Origin of the sequence: Rhizobium sp. BK181 (assembly GCF_014193305.1) — a bacterium.
Taxonomy (GTDB): domain Bacteria; phylum Pseudomonadota; class Alphaproteobacteria; order Rhizobiales; family Rhizobiaceae; genus Rhizobium.
Map to the genome: position 1 here is coordinate 716,081 of NZ_JACHZA010000001.1, position 19,529 is coordinate 735,609.

A 19,529-nucleotide genomic window follows, 5' to 3' on the forward strand; every position below is an offset into this window, starting at 1 on the left:
TAGGGGCTTTGCTAGTTTTGAACAATTCCAAAATATGAAAACCATATTCACCTTATGTGAGACCGATTGCCGCGACAATTGCTTCTGCAACAGTTCCTAGGTGCCTACGCGCCGACATCCCGAAATGCAAATTGGGGGCCACAGCCCCCAATTCGATAACGTTCGTTCCTTTGACTTACTTCATCGTCGGCATGACGAACTCGGCGCCGTCCTTGATGCCTGAGGGCCAGCGGGCGGTGATCGTCTTGGTCTTGGTCCAGAACTTGATCGAGTCCGAACCGTGCTGATTGAGGTCGCCGAAGCTTGATGCCTTCCAGCCGCCGAAGGAATGGTAGGCAAGCGGAACCGGGATCGGCACGTTGATGCCGATCATGCCGATGTTGATGCGCGATGCGAAGTCGCGGGCGGCATCGCCGTCGCGGGTATAGATCGCGACGCCATTGCCATATTCGTGCTTCATCGGCAGGTCGAGGGCTTCCTCGTAGTTCTTGGCGCGAACGACGGAGAGGACCGGCCCAAAGATCTCGGTCTTGTAGATGTCCATGTCGGGCGTGACATGATCGAACAGCGTGCCGCCGACGAAGTAGCCGTCTTCGTAGCCTTGCAGCTTGAAGCCACGGCCGTCGACGACGAGCTTGGCACCCTGCTCCACGCCGCGATCAATCAGGCCGTTGACCCTGTTATAGGCGTCCCTGGTGACGAGCGGGCCCATATCGGCCTTCTCATCGGTGTAGGGACCGATACGCAGCGACTCGATCTTCGGTGCCAGCTTCTCGACCAAGCGGTTGGCGGTGTCCTCACCGACCGGCACGGCAACGGAGATCGCCATGCAGCGTTCGCCGGCAGAGCCGTAGCCTGCGCCCATCAGAGCGTTGACGGCCTGATCCATGTCGGCATCCGGCATGATGATCATGTGGTTCTTGGCGCCGCCGAAGCACTGGGCGCGCTTGCCGTTCATGGCAGCCGTTCCATAGACGTAACGGGCGATGGGTGTGGAGCCGACGAAGGAAACAGCACCGATATCGGGATCCGTGAGGATCGCGTCGACTGCAGCCTTGTCGCCGTTGACGACGTTGAGGATACCGGCCGGAAGACCAGCTTCGATCATGAGTTCTGCCAGGCGGATCGGAACGGACGGATCGCGCTCGGACGGCTTCAGGATGAAGGCGTTGCCGCAGGCGATTGCCGGCGCAAACATCCACATCGGGATCATGGCCGGGAAGTTGAACGGGGTGATGCCCGCGCCGATGCCGACTGCCTGGCGCATCGAGTACATGTCGATTGCCGGACCCGCGCCCTCGGTGAATTCGCCCTTCTGGAGGTGCGGGATGCCGCAGACGAATTCGCAGACTTCCAGACCGCGGACGATGTCACCCTTCGAATCCTCGACCGTCTTGCCGTGCTCGGTGGACAGGAGGGTGGCGAGTTCATCCATATGCTTGTTCAGCAGATCGACGAACTTGAAGAAAACGCGTGCACGACGCTGCGGGTTGGTGGCGGCCCACTTCGGCTGAGCGGCCTTGGCGTTCTCGACCGCGACGCGCATGTCCTCGACGCTCGCGAGCGCTACCGTTGCCTGAACCTCACCGGTGGCCGGATTGTAGACATTGCTGGTGCGGCCGCTGGTGCCGGCGACATGCTTGCCGCCGATGAAATGACCAATCTCACGCATGAGTGCTCCTCCTGTTTTTGGATGGCGAACAATCGCACTACAATTTGCACAAATCAATGAGTTAAGATAAGCAACCGTTGTGCGCAAATTGAAGCCCAGCAAATCGAGCTGCGCTTCCTCAAGGCCTGCAAAGGACATGACCAGACTACCACGGCCGGCCCAAACTGGAGAGGAGATAGTGCTCGATGAGCGGGAAACTGGTTGTCAGAATAGCGGAGATCGAGATCGACCTCGATCAGCTTGAATCCTATCGGGCTTTGCTGGCAGAGGAGATCGAGGCGTCTGTCGCGTTGGAGCCCGGCGTTCTGTCGCTGAATGCGGTCTCCGTTAAGGACAGTCCCAACAGCATCCGTATTCTCGAGGTGTACGCGAGCCAGGCGGCGTATGAAGCGCACCTGCAGACTCCGCATTTCCTCAAATACAAGAGCGCGACCGCGGGTATGGTGACGTCCCTGACGTTGCTCGACGTCGACCCTATAGCAATGCACGGCAAACCATGAACTGGGACGACGTTCGCATCTTCCTTGCTGTCGCCCGCACTGGTCAGATCCTGGCCGCATCAAAGAGGCTGGGTCTAAACCACGCCACGCTCTCGCGGCGCCTTACCTCGCTGGAAGAGGCACTGAAGAGCCGCCTCTTCGTGCGCCGAACAAACGGCTGCGAATTGACGGCGGAAGGCGAGGTTTTCCTTGCCTCCGCAGAGCGAATGGAAACCGAAATGCTTTCCGTGCAGGCCAATCTCGGTCGCACGGATACGGCAATCGCGGGAACCGTGCGCGTGGGAGCACCGGATGGTTTCGGGGTTTCGTTTCTTGCGCCCCGCATCGGTCGGCTGATCGAGCGCCATCCGGAACTGAAGATCCAGCTTGTGCCGGTGCCGCGGTCGTTCTCGCTCTCGCAGCGCGAGGCCGATATCGCCATCACGCTTGAACGGCCCGAGCAGGGCCGCTTGGTATCGGCGAAACTGACGGACTACACGCTCGGTCTTTATGCGTCGAGGAGCTATGCCGAACTCAACGGTCTGCCCGCCGATGCAGAGCAGTTGAAGCAGCATCGGCGTATCGGCTACGTGGAGGACCTGATCTTCTCGCAGTCGCTGAACTTCACCGGAGAGGTGATGCGCAACTGGAACGCCGGGTTCGAAATTTCGTCGGCGACAGGGCAGACAGAAGCGGTGCTCTCAGGCGCCGGCATCGGCATCCTGCATGATTACATCGCCCGCCAGCACCCGGCACTCGTACGCATCCTGCCGGATATTTCGATCCGGCGGGCATATTGGACGACATTTCACGAGAGCGCGCGGGAACTCGTGCGGGTGCGCACGGTTTCCGATTTCCTGCAGGAACTCGTCGCTGCCGAGCGCCACATATTCCTGTGACACCGGCGCAGCGCATGATGGTCAATCACGCCTGTCAGGCTCGTCGCTGATCTGCTGCTTCTCTGCAGCGACCTCCGCTGCGCGCACTGGCATGCCATCGACAATCGTGAACAATTCGCCGCTCGTGATCGGCTCGCCGACCTTCAGTTTCACCGTCCCGTCCTTGCCGACAAGAAAGGCGACAAAATCTCCAACCGTCGGATTGCCGAGTTCGCTTGCGATCGCCGCAGCGTCGAGATTTTCACCTGCCCCGAAAAGCACTCTCACGCTACCGCCGACAATCTTGAGAAGGACGATGTCGCGTTCCTGCAAGGAATCTCGGTTGGCAAGGAGTTGATTTTCCTGGCGCGCGGCCCGTGCATTCTTCTTGTCCGCGAAGATGACCAGGACGCGATTGCGCCATTGAAACTGCTCGAGACTTGCGAGGGCGGAATAGGCGCTGTTGTCCTCATCCACCTTGGTGGCACCATATAGAAGCGTTTTCGACATGCACATTATCTCCTCTCGACGGAACGTCGAAGGAGTATGGACGGTTCCATCCACCGCAACGGGGCTCAGCTGCGCCAGGATTTCCGCAATTGCCAGATGGCACCGAGCAGCACCAGCAACAAGGCTATGCTGCCGTAGGACAGGGAAACCTGCGCCAGTTGATCCAGCCTCGGCAAGGATCCAGCTGCCGCGCCCGGCGCAGAACTTGAGCCAAGAGCATAGGCGCCGCGCAGGACGGCGACGAACGCGACGATCAGTCCGGCCATGTCGATGAAGCGCGCATGCGCCCGCATGCCATCGATGACAACGGTCGCAAGGCCGCAGAGAAATGCCACCGGTAACAGATAGGCAGCGCCGCCCAGGAGCAGAAAGTCACCGAGAACAACATCGTCGGATTCACCCAGGGAACTAACCTTCAGGATCGGCAGCAAGACCGCGAGAACGGAAAAGACGGCAAGCACACCGCGCTTGATGATTTCGTTCAAGTCAATCCGCGTGGCGCCAATGCGACGTACCCGGCTCATTCTACCTCCCCGATACAGTAAACCACCGCAGCGCGGTGGCGCTCGGCACGTTCGAGGGAGATTTGCTATGAAGTTGCTAACGCACCGCACAATCAGCGACGGTAAAACTACCCTTTGCGGGCAAAAGCGTTCAGCCGGTTCGGAGGGAAAAGTTAAAGAAGGATTAAGGGTCGTTTTAGGGTGCCTGCAGGCAGGCAAGGCCAGGCGGCAAATGCCGCCCGGCCCTGAGATTATGTTCACATCGGAACAAACGATGAGACCGGCACCTGCAGTGCAGAGGCGATCCGCTTGAGCTTGGCGGGATCAGCATCCTCACCGCTCTCGATTTCCTCAATCTCATTAACAACCAAACCGCAGGTTACTGCGAGGTCGTCGACGCTATAGCCGACCGCCTCACGAGCGGCACGTACAGCACCGGCTACATTCACGGCCGAAACGGCGGTAGCCTTGGATGCATCCAGATTGCTGAGCGAAATGGACATTTAAGTCTCCTTCTGAAATCACTCTGAATTAGCCCCCGGCTGGAAAATGGCACTCCCGATCACGATTTGCAATGCAGTATGGTTAATTCGTGATCGGCCAGAGCCCGCCAGCGGGAAGCCGAACCGGGTCCTAAAACCCCATTGTCCTTTGTAAGCAAAGCACATTTGCCTGACAGTCTCGCCCGCTTCATCCACGCTGCCATCGATATAAAAAACGGCCGGCACGCGGCGATTTGTCACCTATTTTTAGGCATTCACATCGGCTTGAGGACGAATCATTGCGATCGAAATCGGGCAAATGAGACAAGAGCCAAGGCTCCTGGTTAGGCGCATCGGCAAAGACCGATGCGTCGCCGGACTTGCTTCGAAAAGGGGCAAGGCATTTTCCGAAGCAAGTCCAGGCCGAGCGGATATAGGTAGGATCCAATGATACCGCTAGGTCAAGGGATCATGTAGCGGGTGGCCCGAAGATCACGCGCCTCAATGTGGCTGTCACGCAAACTTGGCGGACAAAGCGACGTCTTCCTCAGAAGCGTCCTCAGAGCTTCCGGTCGGGACGACGAACAGCAATGCGTGGGCAAACAAAATCGCCGAGCCCAGCAGGGCCGCGTAGGCGAGCAGGATTGTACCCATCGGCACTGCGAAGTTGAGTTGCGGCAGCGCGCCGAGCATCATCGGCACGTACCAGGAGACGGCCGAAATCGCACCAGAGACGATAAACACACTACGATGCGACGACGGCAGGCCTTCCATGATCGAACGACCGATCTGCTTCTTTACGCGCGGAAGGATGACGGAGTGGATAAAGCCGCCGTTGACGGTCAGGATGAGCACGATGGTCATCTTGGCCCAGATCTTCTCATTGCCCAGCTTCGCCGGATCGAACGCACCATAATAAGTGAGAAAACCAAGTCCTGTGGCCCAGAGCAGGATCAGGCCCCAGTTAACGACTTTAGAGCCGAACTTGAAGACCTTCCAATGATCTTCGGTGATCTTGCCTCTGACCAAAAACCGCAACACAAGAAGATCGAGCACTGTTGCGGCGCCAAGCCCGAGTGCCAACCCAATGAAATGCACTATTCTCAATGCAGACTTGATTGATACTGCAGGATCTTGGCTGAGAGTCTGAATAAGGAGAGTAAATCCCATACTTATGCACCTTTCATTCTTTGGATCACAGCGTTGGAACGCAGGTAGGTCTGAGTGTCAGGACACGGGAAATCGCACCAGGCGCCGATATCGATCGGCATCTACAAGTGAGCGAATTAACGTTCCGACAGTCTGTGATCCCTCTTTGGTGCCCCGTTCCCCGGCAATGGATTTATTAGTAAAGAATGAACAAAGGGCGGCGAGAAGGTGGCTGAACCGCGTCCATATAGAGATATCGCAATGTATCTTTGCCTAATTCAAGGAAAGCCGCACGTATAAGATGAGAAATTCTTTGCACTCAATGCACAGGCCGGGCGCCTGATGTCACAGGAGCTTCATTCTATGGGAATAGACCCGACTAAGGACCAGTCCCAAGAGGAGCCGAAAGATGACAATAGTTCAGGGTGAAGAACATCGCCACGATCGAGCGAGCCACCCACTGGAGGGACGCAGCGCAGCAAGATGGTTCCACCCAGTCTTCTTGATCCTGCTCCTTGCAGGACTTGGTTATGTTGCCTGCGCGCTTGGCCGGGAGCCAACCAGCGCCGTCGCCGTTCCCTGGATTCTGCTTGGGATCGCGCTGCTCATTGCGCTCGGCTTCGAGTTCGTAAACGGCTTCCATGACACGGCCAACGCCGTTGCGACCGTCATCTACACACGGTCGATGCCGGCGGAACTTGGGGGGCTGGGCACGATGGTCGGCTGGAAGCGCATTGTCGTCACGGTCGGCGAGAAAATCGGCAAGACGCACTTGACCTATGGCCAAGGTGCCGCTGCCGAAGTCGTGGCAATGGCAACGATCGGTGCAGCCGATCACCTGGGATTGCCGGTTTCCACGACACATGTACTATCGTCAGGTGTGGCCGGGACGATGGCCGCGAACGGCTCGGGGCTGCAATGGTCGACGGTCAGGAACATGCTGATGGCGTGGATTTTGACACTTCCTGCCTCGATCATGATCGCCTTTCTTTTGTTTGTCGTCTTGCGCCAATTGTTCTGACGCCGGCTCGGCAACCTTACTTCAAACCTTGCCACGAACGCATTCAGGGTGAACGTCCATGAACAACAAATCCGACACCGAACATTCAGATTGGCTTGAGGCCGAACTGGCCGACACCCTCGATGAGGATTATGAGCTGGAACTCTCGGAACCAGCACTCTCCGACGCAATCCGCAAGATCTATCGAAACGCCCATCCGGTCTCGATCCCGAGGCTCGACTATTTCCGCGCGCTGTTGTCGCTGCAGGCGGAGCTGATCAAGCTTCAGGATTGGGTGGTCTATAACAAAGAGAAGGTTGTCGTGATCTTCGAAGGTCGCGACTCCGCAGGAAAGGGCGGCGTGATCAAACGCATCACGCAGCGCCTCAATCCGCGTGTCGTCCGCACCGTCGCTTTGCCCGCCCCTTCCGACCGCGAGAAGACGCAGTGGTACTTCCAGCGCTACGTGCCGCATTTGCCGGCTGGCGGTGAAATCGTCCTCTTCGATCGCTCCTGGTACAATCGCTCTGGCGTTGAGCGCGTCATGGGATTTGCGACCGAGGACCAGGTCGATCAATTCTTCAACGACGTTCCGGAATTCGAGCGCATGCTCGTCCGTTCCGGCATCCGGCTCGTCAAGTACTGGTTCTCGATCACCGACGAAGAGCAGCAGATGCGCTTCCTCGTTCGCATTCACGATCCCCTGAAGCAGTGGAAGTTGTCGCCGATGGACCTGCAATCGCGCGTCCGCTGGGAGGCCTATACGAAGGCCAAGGAAGAGACTTTCGCGCGCACCAATATTCCCGAAGCGCCGTGGCATATCGTGGAAGGCAACGACAAGAAGCGTGCCCGACTGAACTGCATCGATCACCTGCTGCAGCAAATACCCTACGGCGATGTTCCACACGAGGAAATCACGCTGCCCGACCGCGTCTTCAATCCCGACTACGAGCGCAAGGTGCTGCCGCAGGAGCTCTACGTTCCCCCGAAGTATTGACCCGCCTTGTGTCTGACGGGCTACGCCCGCCAGACCGGCCTCCGCGTGACGACGCATCCAGCCACGTGCTCCGGCCGGTCGCAAGACGTCGGCTCGCGTGCGGCTCTGCGGGTCTAGCGCAGTTAGAACCGCTGGGGCGCCGCCGGTTTGTTTCCGGTGATTGTGTCGATCCGGTCGAGCACGTCTGGCGTCAATTTGTCCCTATGCGATAGGGCGGCAAGATTATCCCGCAACTGACTTGTGCGCGATGCGCCAAGAATGACGGTCGAGACGTTCTTGTTGGCCAGGCACCACAGCAGAGCCAGGTGTGTGATCGATATCCCGATCTCGTCTGCAAGCTTCGCCAACTCGCGGACCTTTGCGAGCTGGGCGCGGCCTGCATCGCTCGATAGCTTCTCCTTCAGCCACTCGTATCCGGGAAGGTTCATGCGGCTGTCAGCCGGCACACCGTCATTGTATTTGCCGGTGAGGACGCCCGACGCAAGCGGCGACCAGATCGTGGTTCCGAGACCCAGAAGATCGTAGAGTGGCCGATATTCGGCTTCCACCTTCTGGCGCTCGAATATGTTGTATTGGGGCTGCTCCATCGTTGGCGGCGTGATGCGAAGATCTCGCGCGACGGCATAGGCTTCGGTCAACTGCTGCGCCGACCATTCCGAGGTTCCCCAGTAGAGGATCTTCCCCTGCGCCACGAGATCGTGCATCGCCCGAACCGTCTCTTCGATCGGCGTATCGATATCCGGCCGGTGGCAGAAATAGAGGTCTAGGTACTCGACCTGCAGCCGTTTCAGCGCGGCGTGGGCGGCATCGGTCACGTGCTTGCGCGACAGCCCGCGTTGCGTCGGCTTCTCACCACCCCAGAAGACCTTGCTGGAGACGATGAAGCTATCGCGGCTCCAGCCGAGCGTCTTGAGCGCTTCGCCCATGACAAGCTCGGATTTTCCACTCTCGTAGCCTTCGGCATTGTCGAAGAAGTTCACACCGTCGTCATAGGCGAGCTTCATCAGGCTGACCGCATCGCCGCCCTCCACCTGCTTGCCAAAGGTGACCCAAGATCCGAAGGAGAATTCGCTGACTTTCAGGCCTGATTTGCCAAGACGACGATACTCCATCACGAATCTCCTACGAATGTTTACAAGAAACCAGCCGGGCGGCTGTTCGTAGCGAACCTAGCCTTATCGCGCTCGGGTGCAAGGCAAAAAGTGAGAGTGCGGAGTGAAGGACCTGCCGCGGAAAGGCGGGCAAGGCGACATCGCTCGTCGGAGCGACGTATAAGGATGGCTTCTTCACCACCCGCGTACTGCAACTAATTTTCTTGGGGGAGAATGGTACGGTTGGGGGGTCTCGAACCTCCGACCTCAGGTGCCACAAACCTGCGCTCTAACCAACTGAGCTACAACCGCACAAATCGCGTCCGACGCGACGGGGGTCACATACGAGGACTTGGAAATTAATTCAAGTCCTATCTCTCCCCAATATACAAAAAGGCCGGACAAATGGTCCAGCCTCTTCGTGTGTCGTCTCGAAAAATCAGGCCGCCTTGAAGGAGGCCATGACCTTTTCAGCTGCTTCCTTGGAAGGCTTGGCAAGCTTTTCGGCAACCTGCTTGGAGGTTTCCTGCATCGCCTTGGCCTGCTCGATCGTCAGCTCGACCTGCTTGCGCAGGAAGGTGGTCTGCAGTTCGACGAGTTCGGCGACTGACTTGACGGCAAGCAGAGCTTCCATGTGCGTCAGCGAGTTTTCTGCGTTCGTGCGCAGAGCGTCGATTGCCTTGTGGCCGATTTCAACAGCGCCGGCCTGGGCTGTCTGAACCGTTGCTTCGAGCGTCTTGCTCGCGTCCTCGCCAGCGGTCTTCATCTTCGCGTAGGCTTCGCGCGACTGCTGCGCGCCCTTTTCCGCGAAATCCCGGAAGGATTCAGTGAACTTGGAAGGATCAAACGACGACATTGAAAAAACGTCGTCCATCTTTATGCTCGCCATTGGTTTGTGCTCCTTTTGCCTCGGCATGGATATCGCCTCGTAGGTTAGATGTTCATTATATAGCGCAAGTTTTTGTGCATTGCAACATCTTTGTGCGTCGCACAACGCGTTAACCTTTTCGGCCGAAAGCCGAGGGCTGTTCTGGACCCCATTCCGGCCTATCGTTATTAATAGACTATTAATTTCAGAATGACCGAAGCTGAAGGTTCGATCATGCCCGCAGTCCAATATCCGTTCATCGACATCGCCGTGCATCCACGCGTGCGGGAACGTTTTTCGCGCGGCGAAGCGATGGTGCTGCTTTCGGCGGATCTCAGCCGTGCTCTCTGGGCAAACGGCGCTGGCGCTGAACTCTTCGGGCAATCGGCAGTCTACGACCTGCTGGACCAGGGCATCGACGGCGCCGACATCACCTTTCGCCAGTTGCAGGTGACAGCCCGGCAGCTTGTGAATGTGGGCGACAGCCGCAACTTCATGATCCGAATTGCCAGTGGCTTCCAGCGCGTTGCCGTTCAGGCAACGGTAGAACTAATCCGCCTTTCCTCGGGCGAACGCGGCGTTCTCCTGTCGCTGCCGGTCGCGACTCGTGCACTGTCGATCAAGGCCTCCGCAGAACAGATGCTAAAAGGGCTCGACGACCCGGATACGCATATGGCTGTAATCGGCGCTGGCGGCGAAATCATCGCCGCCTCCCCCGGTTTCGCAGCGCTCGGTGTCACACAGCAGACCGCCAAGGCCATGACCACGATGGCCGGCGATCATGCCGATCGATTGGTGAAGCGGCCCGTCGCGACCGGCAAGGGCTACCTTCCGGCGGCCGTCGGACGACTCAGCGACGAGCCGGTGCTCAATCTGCTTTTTGCGGTCGAAACCGTCATCGGGCACCTCGACCCGATCGACACCCCGACGGCCCCTGAAGACGACTTATCCACAGCCGCCGTTAACCATAACGAAGCGCCGGAGACAGCAAACTTCGTCGATGCGATCGATGCCATTGCCGGCATCGAAGACCTGGAAGAGCCTCTCGACGAGAACCTCCATGAAGGCGATGTCGCGGAAGCGGTGAACTCGGACCCTGCTGCAATCGCCGAAGACGCGATGGACGCCGAGCCGGCTCCTGAGGTGATGAGCCAAGAGGACGGGCCGGTGCCGGAAAACGCCCGTGAGCTACCCATGCCGGTCGAAGAACACTCCGTCGAAGCCTATGCGGACGTACCGGCAATGGAAACAATATCGGATGGAGCCGGGAACGAGCCGGTTTCTATCGCCTCGAACGAGGAACCGACAGCGGCCGAAGAGATCCCAGCAGAAGCGCCAGCTGTGGAAAGCCCGGGGACAACCGATCATGGTGTCGAAATCGCTGCCAAGAGAGAGCAGCCGGAACCTGAGCCGGCTGCCAAGGCTGATGCCTTCGTTTTCCACCCGAACAGCCGCGCCACCCGCTTCGTCTGGAAAATCGACGCGGCAGGGCGGTTCAGCGAGGTGTCAAATGAGTTTGCCGAAGCAGTGGGACCGCATGCAGTTGATATCATCGGCACGCCGTTCAGCGACATTGCGGCGCTCTTCAATCTCGATCCTGAAGGCAAGATCAGCGAAGCTCTGGCGCGCCGCGACACCTGGTCCGGCAAGACGATCCATTGGCCAATCGAGGGAACGAGCCTGGCCGTACCGGTCGATCTCGCAGCCCTGCCCACCTATACACGCAGCCGCGAATTCGACGGCTTTCGAGGATTTGGCGTCGTGCGCCTGTCCGATGCGGCCGAAGACCCTCTGGCGCTTGGACTGACGCTTGGTCCGAACGGCTTGATCGATGACGCCGCAATACCCGACCAGCCAGAGGCCTCCGAGGATGATGCGGCGCCGGCGCGCGCCGAAGAAGTGGCGGCCAGCGACGAGACAGAGGCAACGACGCCCCCATCCGAAGCGCCCACCGCAGAGGAACCTGCTACCGCCGACGCTGACGACGAAGTGAGGACCGAGCCGACAGTCAATCCGTCGCCAGCCGCCGAGCCGCCGGCCTTGCGGATTGTCGAAACCCCAAGCCGTCGCCTGACGGACAAGATCGTGCAACTGCATGGCGTCGGCCCGCGGCTGACCTCGGCCGAGCAGGCAAATTTCCGCGAGATCGCCAAACGGCTCGAAGCCTTCGGCGTCCGAGAGCCGGAAGTGCGCGACGACGAGCCTGCGGTGAGCGAGACTGAAGAGCATGACGCGCCCGCAGCGGATACGCAGGCAATCACCGGGCATGTTGATGAAGCGGCCACAGACGCCTCGTTTGAAGATCAAGACATCACCAAGGCTGAGGGCAGTGAAGGCGAGACGGTCGATACCAGCGAGCCTGGCGAAGACGATGTGACCGAAGGGCTGGAAGAAACCGTCAGCCAAATGGATATGCTGGCAAGCTTCATTCCGCCGCGCGCCAAAATGATCGGGGGACTGTCCGCCGCGACCGTCGACCAGCTCCCCGTCGCCGTCCTCGTGCACGCCGGCGACGAATTGATCCACGCGAACCCGGAGTTCATGCGACTGACCGGCTACAAGTCGCTTGAGGAATTAAGCGAGGTGGGCGGCATCGATGCGCTGCTGCAGCGCTCGGAGCTCGAAGGCAGCTCCGGCTCGATGATGCTGGTAACGGCCGACGATAGTCTCATTCCAGTCACGGCACGGCTGCAGTCCATTCGCTGGGAAGAAAGCAGCGCCTTGATGCTCGCCCTGATGCCGGCAGCAAGTGATGCGGTGGTTCCGACGCGACCTGTGCCGCCTGCGGAGCCCCGCTCCTTCGAAAGGATGCTGGAGAAGGTCGCCAAGCTGCAGGTGGAGGTCGAGGAGCTACGGTCGATCCTCGAAACGGCAACAGACGGGGTCGTGGTGATCGGCGCGGAGGGTGACATCCGTTCGATGAATCGCTCCGCCAGCGCGCTTTTCAATTACGACGAGGACGAGACCCGCGGGAAGCCGTTCGTCATGCTGTTTGCGCATGAGAGCCAGAAGGCTGTACTCGACTACCTCGGCGGCCTGTCGGGCCATGGCGTCGCAAGCGTGCTCAACGATGGCCGCGAAGTGATCGGACGCGAGGCCGGCGGCGGTTTTGTGCCGCTCTTCATGACGATGGGACGGCTCACCTCCTCCAGCGGCTATTGCGCGGTCATTCGCGACATTACCCAATGGAAACGCACGGAAGACGAACTTCGAAACGCCAAGAGCGCTGCGGAGACCGCCAACGAACACAAGACGGATTTCTTGGCGCGTGTCAGCCACGAGATTCGCACACCGCTCAATGCAATCATCGGCTTTTCCGACATGATGGCAACCGAGCGCTTCGGTCCCATCGGGCATCCGCGCTACGTCGAATACGCCAATGACATCGGTCGTTCCGGCCGCCACGTCCTCGACATCGTCAACGACCTGCTGGACATCTCGAAGATCGAGGCCGGGGAAATGGAACTGGACTTCGGCGCAATAGATCTGAACAATGCGATTTCGGAGGCAGTTTCGTTGCTCCAACCGCAGGCAAACAGCCAACGCGTGATCATCCGCACCGCCCTCTCCCAGGCTGTGCCCGATGTCGTTGCGGATCTTCGCTCGATCAAGCAGATCGCGCTCAACGTCCTTTCCAACTCGATCCGGTTCACGCCGGCTGGGGGGCAGATCGTCGTATCAACCTCCTACGAGGCAAACGGCAGCGTCGTCTTGCGCGTGCGTGATACCGGTGTCGGCATGACGCGCAGCGAACTCGAGCAGGCCATGAAGCCATTCCGCCAGGTTTCCGCACAGTCGCGACACCGCGGTGACGGCACGGGGCTTGGCCTGCCGCTCACCAAGGCGATGGTAGATGCCAACCGCGCGATTTTCGCGATTAGCTCCGCACCCAACGAAGGAACATTGGTCGAGATCGCCTTCCCGTCGCAGCGGGTCCTCGCAGGCTGAACAAAAGAAGGCAGCCAAAAGGCTGCCTCAGAGTTTGGGTGCTGTTCAACAAGGGCTTAGTCAGTCCAACATCATGTTTTGGGAGCCAACCGCTCCGGCTGCATCGTTCATGCGCAGCCCCAAGTTGAATTCACTTCTGACCAACGTCTCTTAACAAAAGGTTGCCACGGTCCTCAATCTCTCAAAGGTGAAAGCTTGTAACCGGCTCGTTATTTCTCTCGGTCAGATACGCAATTCCTCGAGCCCCGCAAACAGCTCCAGTGCCTCTGGATTGGCGAGCGCCTCCTTGTTCTTGACCGGCCGGCCGTGGACGATTTCGCGCACGGCAAGCTCGACGATCTTGCCCGACTTGGTGCGGGGAATATCACTGACGGCAACGATCTTCGCAGGTACGTGGCGAGGCGAGGCGCCGGTGCGAATGCGGCTCTTGATCGCCTTCGTCAATTCCTCGGTAAGGGCTGCGCCGGGCGCCAGGCGAACGAAGAGAACGACGCGGACGTCGTCATCCCATTCCTGGCCGATGCAGAGCGCTTCTGCGACTTCGCCCATCTGCTCCACCTGGTTGTAGATCTCGGCCGTTCCGATGCGGACGCCGCCGGGGTTGAGCGTGGCGTCGGATCGTCCATGGATGACGATGCCGTTATGCTCTGTCCACTCGGCAAAGTCGCCGTGGCACCAGACGTTGTCGAAACGCTCGAAATAGGCTGCCTTGTACTTTGCACCGTCCGGATCGTTCCAGAACATCACGGGCATCGACGGGAAGGCCTTGGTGCAGACGAGCTCGCCCTTTTCCTGCCGAACCGGCTTGCCGTCGTCATCCCAGACATCCATCGCCAGACCAAGGCCGGGGCCTTGGATCTCGCCACGCCAGACCGACTGCAAAGGATTACCGAGGACGAAACAGGAGACAATGTCCGTCCCTCCGGAAATGGAAGCGAGTTGCACGTCTTCCTTGATACCTTCATAGACGAAGGTGAAGCCCTCGGGCGAAAGCGGTGACCCGGTCGACGTCATCAGCCGCAGGCTGGAAAGGTCGTGGCTTGTTCGTGGTGTCAGCCCGCTCTTGCGGACCGCGTCGATATACTTCGCCGACGTTCCAAAAACGGCGAACTTCTCGGTTGCGGCAAAGTCGAACAGCACATTCCCATCGGGCGCGAAAGGCGAGCCATCGAAGAGGCAGACAGTGGCCCCGACCGCCAGTCCGCTTACCAGCCAGTTCCACATCATCCAGCCGCAGGTGGTGAAATAGAAGAGCTTTTCGCCGGGTTGAATGCCGCAATGCAGCCGGTGTTCCTTGAGATGTTGCAACAATGTGCCGCCGGCGGAGTGCACGATACACTTCGGAACACCGGTCGTTCCCGACGAGAAGAGAATATAGAGGGGATGGGAAAACGGCAGCCGCGTGAACTCGACCGGACGTGGTTCAAAGGACGCAATGAAGTCTTCCAGCGTCTTGCCACCCGGTGTCTCGTTGACAACAGCGGCTGCATCGCCGGCATAGTGGACGACGAGGCAGGGCACGCCAAGTTGCCTTGTCACGGCCGCGACCTTGGTCTTCACATCCTGCAGCTTGCCGCCGTACCAATAGCCGTCACAGGCGATAAAGAGCTTCGGCTCGATCTGACCAAACCGATCGAGCACGCCCTGCTCCCCGAAGTCTGGCGAACACGACGACCAGATCGCGCCGATCGAAGCGGCGGCCAGCATACAGGCCACCGTTTCCGGCATGTTCGGCATCATCGCCGCAATGCGATCCCCGGAGCCGATGCCCATCGACTTGAACACCTGCTGCAGCCTGGAAACCAAATCGCGCAGCCGATCCCAGCTCCAGCGGTCGGCGACCTTGTCTTCGCCGCGAAAAATCAGCGCATCGTCGGCACCTTCTTGGCAAAGCAGATTCTCGGCAAAATTCAGGGTGGCATCAGGGAAGAAGCGCGCATCCAACATGACATCGCCATTGACAAGCGCCGGGATTCCGCGCTCGCCTTTGACACCGCAGAAGTCCCAGACGGATGTCCAGAACCGCTCCCGATCAGCGACGGAAAATGCGTGCAGGTCGCCATAGCCTGCCAATGAGAGCCCAAAGTCGCGGTTGCACTTCTTCATGAAGGCATACATCGGACTTGCCTCGATCGATGCCTGAGATGGCACCCAAAGTGGCTTATCGTCGCGCATTCGACACTCCTTCTGTTCGCTCGCCTATATACAATGCAATATCAGCTTATAAGGGCAGTGACGAGCACGGCCAGCGGCATGTATTTGCAAGCAAACGGCATTTGATATATCCGGCATTTCAGAGCATTAAGGGCAACTACCCAAGGAGACTGGCGGATTATATGGGGACGTCACGACAGCCGCGGTGGTGGAACAAAATCAGGCCAGTGACCGGCTGGCTGCCAAGCTTTGCGAGGCTGGTAACAGTCACGCTGCTCGTTGTCTTGTCGATCTTCGTCGCGCTTCGGGTGGCCGCCCCCTATCTGATTTCCACCGGCCTTGTTCGATCCGGCATTGAGGATGCGCTTTCGAAATGGGCAGGCTATCGGGCAGAGATCGCCGGCAAGCCGGTCATCGAATTCTGGCCGACGCCTCGCATCATCCTCAGCAAGATCTCCGTTCGCCAGAAAGATGACGGCGCCAAGCTGCTTGGGACGGTCGAAAGCCTTTCCGCCGAGTTCAGCCTGATTGACGCGATCAGAGGGCGTGCAAGCTTCCACGAGTTCCATCTTCTGCGCCCCAACCTGCTGCTGACGCGTGAAAGCAGCGGCGTGATCGACTGGACCAATGAGGGGCTTCTGGCAAAGGCGATCGCCAATGCGCGTGAAGAAGGCGGAAGAGAAGTCCTCGACAAAAAGCTGGATGCCGCCATCGGGGCGATTACCGTTGAGGACGGGACAGTGAATGTCGCCGACGTCGCCAGCGGCAGGACGTTCCGTTTCGACGGCGTGACGGCCGATGTCAGCTGGCGCAAACTGTCGAGCCCAATCACCGCCGTGTTGATCGCACGGACGAGCGGACAGGATTTGAAGCTCGATTTTTCCTCCCGCAGCCCATTGCTCATCTTCGGCGGCAAGAGCGCGGAGATGACGGCGTCGCTGACTTCCGGCCTGCTTACAGCGCGGTTCCAAGGGGTGGCAAATATCTCGCATCTCTTCGACCTCTCCGGCAACATGGCGCTCAGCATCCCCGACATGCCGGCACTGCTGACATGGGTCGACCGATCGCTGCCGGGTATCGCGACCCTTCGGACCTTCTCGCTCGAGACGGATGTCGCGTCGGTGCCGAACGGCTTCCGCTTCGACAATGTCAACATGAGCATGAATGGATCGAATGCGCGCGGTGCTATGGATGTGGCCTTTCCACCGGGCAAACGCGCCAAGCTCGGCGGCACGCTCGCTTTCGACCAAATGAATTTCCGGTCGCTGTTCGATGCGTTTATCCTGCGCCTGGCCGCCGGTGAGGCGGATGGACCGCCCGATGGCGGACTTCTGCAAAAGCTGGACCTCGACCTGCGGCTTTCCGCCAAGCAGGCGCTGGTGGAGCCTTTCACGCTATCGGACGTCGGGGCCAGCATCATCGTTTCCAGCAACGAGGCGAAGTTCGACATCGGCGACAGCCAATTCGAGGGCGGCGAACTATCTGCTCACTTGGAGGCGATGCGTGGGGATTTCGACGGCGGTGGCAGATTGCAACTGTCGATCCGGGGTGCCGACTTTGCCGGCCTGATCGAGCGGCTTCAGCTCCAAGGACCGCTGCCGCTTGCAACGGGTTCGCTGGACATGTCGGTGAAGACATTGATGCCGCTCTGGAAGGCAGGCGCCAGCGACGTGACGGGAAGGATCGCCTTCCGCGCGCGGTCGGGCTCACTTCCAGGATTTGATGCGGAAGCGGTGCGCGAAGAGGCAGCACGGGCCGACTTCTTTCCCTTGAATTCAGTATCCCATCGCGCCTTCGCTTTCGACAATTTCGACATCACCGCGGACCTCGCGGACGGCGCAGCGACAATCCACGGGGCACGGATCGAGGGACCGCAGCAGACGCTGATCCTTTCGGGCGTCATTCCTTATCGGTCGAGTGGATTGGCCTTGTCGGGAACGATCGAGGCGACCGACCCAACGGTATCACCGAGCTTGCCGCCTCTCCCATTCTTCGTTGGCGGTGCGTGGCCGGAGCCGGTTATCTCGCCTGCCCCGGTCACGCAGCAGGGGTCGACCAAATAGTCACGGCGCGTTTGCCGCCGCACGCTCGTCCCGCTCGCGCTGCAGTTCGCGGCGCTTCGTGATCGTCGATGCACAGATGACGCCAATCGCCACGATGCCGATCAGAATAGTGCAGACCGCATTGATCTCGGGCGTTACCCCGAGGCGGACCTGGCTGTAGATCTTCATCGGCAGCGTCGTCGCTCCGGGGCCGGAGGTGAAGCTCGCGATGACAAGGTCATCCAGCGACAATGTGAAGGCGAGGATCCAGCCGGAAAGCACTGCAGGCGCAATAATCGGCAGCGTGATTTCGAAGAACGTCCGCACGGGCGGCGAGCCGAGATCCTGGGCCGCCTCCTCGATCGATCGGTCGAAGCTCAGCAGCCGCGATTGCACAACAACGGCAACGAAGCACATGGTCAGCGTCGTGTGCGCCAGCGTGATCGTCCAGAAGCCGCGGTCCAGGCCGATTGCGACGAAGAGCAGCAGAAGCGACAGGCCGGTGATCACCTCGGGCATGACCAGCGGCGCGTACACCATGCCGGAAAACAGCATGCGCCCGCGAAAGCGCGTGTAACGCACCAGAGCGATCGCGGCGAGCGTTCCGAGGATCGTTGCCGCGGTGGCCGAGAGTATCCCGACGCGGATCGTCACCCAGGCCGCATCGAGCAAAGCCTGATTATGAAGGAGCGAGACGTACCATTTGGCCGAAAAGCCACCCCAGACGGTCACGAGTTTCGACTCGTTGAAGGAAAACACGACCAGAAGAACGATCGGCAGGTAGAGAAACGCAAAGCCGAGCGCGACGGAAGCGACGTTGAAACGGGTCCATCTCAGCATGTCTATCTCCCCTGCTCATCGGCCTTGGCCTGCGCGTTCTGGAAGAACACGATCGGGATCACCAGGATCAGCAGCAGGATGGTCGCGACAGCCGAGGACACTGGCCAGTCGCGGTTGGAATTGAATTCGTTCCACAACGTCTTGCCGATCATCAGCGTCTGCGATCCGCCAAGGAGATCCGGGATAACGAACTCGCCGACAGCGGGGATAAACACGAGCATGCAGCCGGCGACGACGCCGGGCAGCGACAGCGGGAAAGTCACTCGCCAGAACGCGCTGATCGGCGTGCAGCCAAGATCCTGCGCAGCTTCGATCAAGGTGCCATCCATCTTTTCCAGCGAGGAGTAGAGCGGCAGGACCATGAACGGCAGGTAGGAATAGACGATGCCGATATAGACCGCGACATTGGTGTTCAGGATGATCAGCGGGGTGTCGATGACGTGCAGCGATAGCAGAAGCTGATTGAACAATCCTTCCGGCTTCAGGATCGCGATCCAGGCGTAGACCCGGATAAGGAAGCTCGTCCAGAACGGCAGGATGACGAGCATCAGCAGCGTCGGACGAATGCTGCGCGGCGCCTGTGCCATGCCGTAGGCGATCGGATAGGCGATCAGCAGCGTCAGGAACGTCGAGATGCCGGCGATCACCAGGCTCGATATGTAAGCGTTCACATAGAGCGGATCATCGATGAGGTAGCTATAGTTGTCGAAGGAAAAGGTGCCGACTTTTTCCCAGAAACCGGCCAAGCCATCACCGAGCGAAAAAACCGGCTCGTAGGGGGGCATGGCGATTGCCGTCGTCGACAGCGATATGCGGAAGACGATGAAGAACGGCGCCAGGAAGAACAGCAGCAGCCAGACATAGGGAACGATGATGACCAGGCGATTGTAGAAAGCGGAACCGAGCTTGCCCATGG

At 59.3% G+C, this 19,529-nt stretch carries 15 protein-coding genes, 1 tRNA gene and 1 pseudogene; 6 read left to right on the forward strand and 11 right to left on the reverse strand.

What is annotated here, in order from left to right:
• Positions 1-175: 175 nt before the first annotated feature.
• Positions 176-1,672 (reverse strand): CoA-acylating methylmalonate-semialdehyde dehydrogenase, encoded by a 1,497-nt coding sequence (locus FHT77_RS03550; RefSeq protein ID WP_183752567.1) that lies wholly within the window; start codon positions 1,670-1,672, stop codon positions 176-178.
• Positions 1,673-1,857: 185 nt separating this feature from the next.
• Between FHT77_RS03550 and FHT77_RS03555 the strand changes: the two genes are divergently transcribed.
• Both FHT77_RS03555 and FHT77_RS03560 read left to right on the forward strand, forming a co-directional pair.
• Entirely contained in the window at positions 1,858-2,172 is a 315-nt protein-coding gene (locus FHT77_RS03555) for a putative quinol monooxygenase (protein ID WP_183752569.1), read from the forward strand.
• Positions 2,169-3,050: a LysR family transcriptional regulator gene (locus FHT77_RS03560; protein ID WP_183752571.1), complete on the forward strand. Its 882-nt coding sequence runs from the start codon at positions 2,169-2,171 to the stop codon at positions 3,048-3,050. Before FHT77_RS03555 ends, FHT77_RS03560 begins: the two co-directional genes overlap by 4 nt.
• A 21-nt stretch (positions 3,051-3,071) precedes the next feature.
• Here the strand turns inward: FHT77_RS03560 and FHT77_RS03565 are convergent, their stop codons facing one another.
• The 4 genes from FHT77_RS03565 to FHT77_RS03580 form a co-directional block, all read right to left on the reverse strand.
• A complete protein-coding gene (locus tag FHT77_RS03565; protein ID WP_183752573.1) occupies positions 3,072-3,539 on the reverse strand; it encodes a DUF4174 domain-containing protein in 468 nt (155 codons plus the stop codon).
• A 65-nt stretch (positions 3,540-3,604) separates the two neighbouring features.
• A complete protein-coding gene (locus FHT77_RS03570) occupies positions 3,605-4,063 on the reverse strand; it encodes a hypothetical protein (RefSeq protein WP_183752575.1) in 459 nt (152 codons plus the stop codon).
• 236 nt (positions 4,064-4,299) lie between these two features.
• Positions 4,300-4,545 (reverse strand): helix-turn-helix domain-containing protein, encoded by a 246-nt coding sequence (locus FHT77_RS03575; protein WP_016552825.1) that lies wholly within the window; start codon positions 4,543-4,545, stop codon positions 4,300-4,302.
• A 492-nt stretch (positions 4,546-5,037) separates the two neighbouring features.
• A complete protein-coding gene (locus tag FHT77_RS03580; RefSeq protein WP_259126537.1) occupies positions 5,038-5,622 on the reverse strand; it encodes a hypothetical protein in 585 nt (194 codons plus the stop codon).
• Between the two features lie 754 nt (positions 5,623-6,376).
• On the opposite strand from FHT77_RS03580, the pseudogene FHT77_RS32180 reads away from it, so the two are divergent.
• Both FHT77_RS32180 and ppk2 read left to right on the forward strand, forming a co-directional pair.
• Positions 6,377-6,694 (forward strand): annotated as a pseudogene (locus FHT77_RS32180) (inorganic phosphate transporter); the annotation flags it as partial.
• A gap of 58 nt (positions 6,695-6,752) precedes the next feature.
• A complete protein-coding gene (gene ppk2, locus FHT77_RS03590; RefSeq protein ID WP_183752579.1) occupies positions 6,753-7,670 on the forward strand; it encodes a polyphosphate kinase 2 in 918 nt (305 codons plus the stop codon).
• Positions 7,671-7,792: 122 nt separating this feature from the next.
• Here ppk2 and FHT77_RS03595 read toward each other — a convergent pair whose 3' ends face one another.
• The 3 genes from FHT77_RS03595 to FHT77_RS03605 all read right to left on the reverse strand — a co-directional run bounded on the left by FHT77_RS03595 (position 7,793) and on the right by FHT77_RS03605 (position 9,650).
• Positions 7,793-8,782: a potassium channel beta subunit family protein gene (locus FHT77_RS03595; RefSeq protein WP_183752580.1), complete on the reverse strand. Its 990-nt coding sequence runs from the start codon at positions 8,780-8,782 to the stop codon at positions 7,793-7,795.
• A 214-nt stretch (positions 8,783-8,996) separates the two neighbouring features.
• Positions 8,997-9,073, reverse strand: a tRNA-His gene (locus FHT77_RS03600).
• A gap of 127 nt (positions 9,074-9,200) precedes the next feature.
• Positions 9,201-9,650 carry a phasin gene (locus FHT77_RS03605; RefSeq protein WP_183752582.1) on the reverse strand — a complete coding sequence of 150 codons (450 nt, stop codon included), beginning with the start codon at positions 9,648-9,650 and terminating at the stop codon, positions 9,201-9,203.
• Between the two features lie 213 nt (positions 9,651-9,863).
• Here FHT77_RS03605 and FHT77_RS03610 point away from each other — a divergent pair, with 213 nt between their 5' ends.
• Complete coding sequence (locus FHT77_RS03610; protein ID WP_183752584.1) at positions 9,864-13,577, forward strand: PAS domain-containing sensor histidine kinase; 3,714 nt, start codon at positions 9,864-9,866, stop codon at positions 13,575-13,577.
• Positions 13,578-13,799: 222 nt separating this feature from the next.
• Here the strand turns inward: FHT77_RS03610 and FHT77_RS03615 are convergent, their stop codons facing one another.
• The gene (locus FHT77_RS03615) at positions 13,800-15,752 is read right to left on the reverse strand and encodes an acetoacetate--CoA ligase (protein WP_183752586.1); all 1,953 of its coding nucleotides are present in this window, start codon (positions 15,750-15,752) and stop codon (positions 13,800-13,802) included.
• Between the two features lie 161 nt (positions 15,753-15,913).
• Here FHT77_RS03615 and FHT77_RS03620 point away from each other — a divergent pair, with 161 nt between their 5' ends.
• Entirely contained in the window at positions 15,914-17,794 is a 1,881-nt protein-coding gene (locus FHT77_RS03620) for an AsmA-like C-terminal region-containing protein (protein ID WP_183752588.1), read from the forward strand.
• Here FHT77_RS03620 and FHT77_RS03625 read toward each other — a convergent pair whose 3' ends face one another.
• A complete protein-coding gene (locus tag FHT77_RS03625; protein WP_016552816.1) occupies positions 17,795-18,613 on the reverse strand; it encodes an ABC transporter permease in 819 nt (272 codons plus the stop codon). It abuts the gene before it with no gap.
• A gap of 2 nt (positions 18,614-18,615) precedes the next feature.
• A complete protein-coding gene (locus FHT77_RS03630; protein WP_114711504.1) occupies positions 18,616-19,527 on the reverse strand; it encodes an ABC transporter permease subunit in 912 nt (303 codons plus the stop codon).
• Between the last annotated feature and the right edge of the window lie 2 nt (positions 19,528-19,529).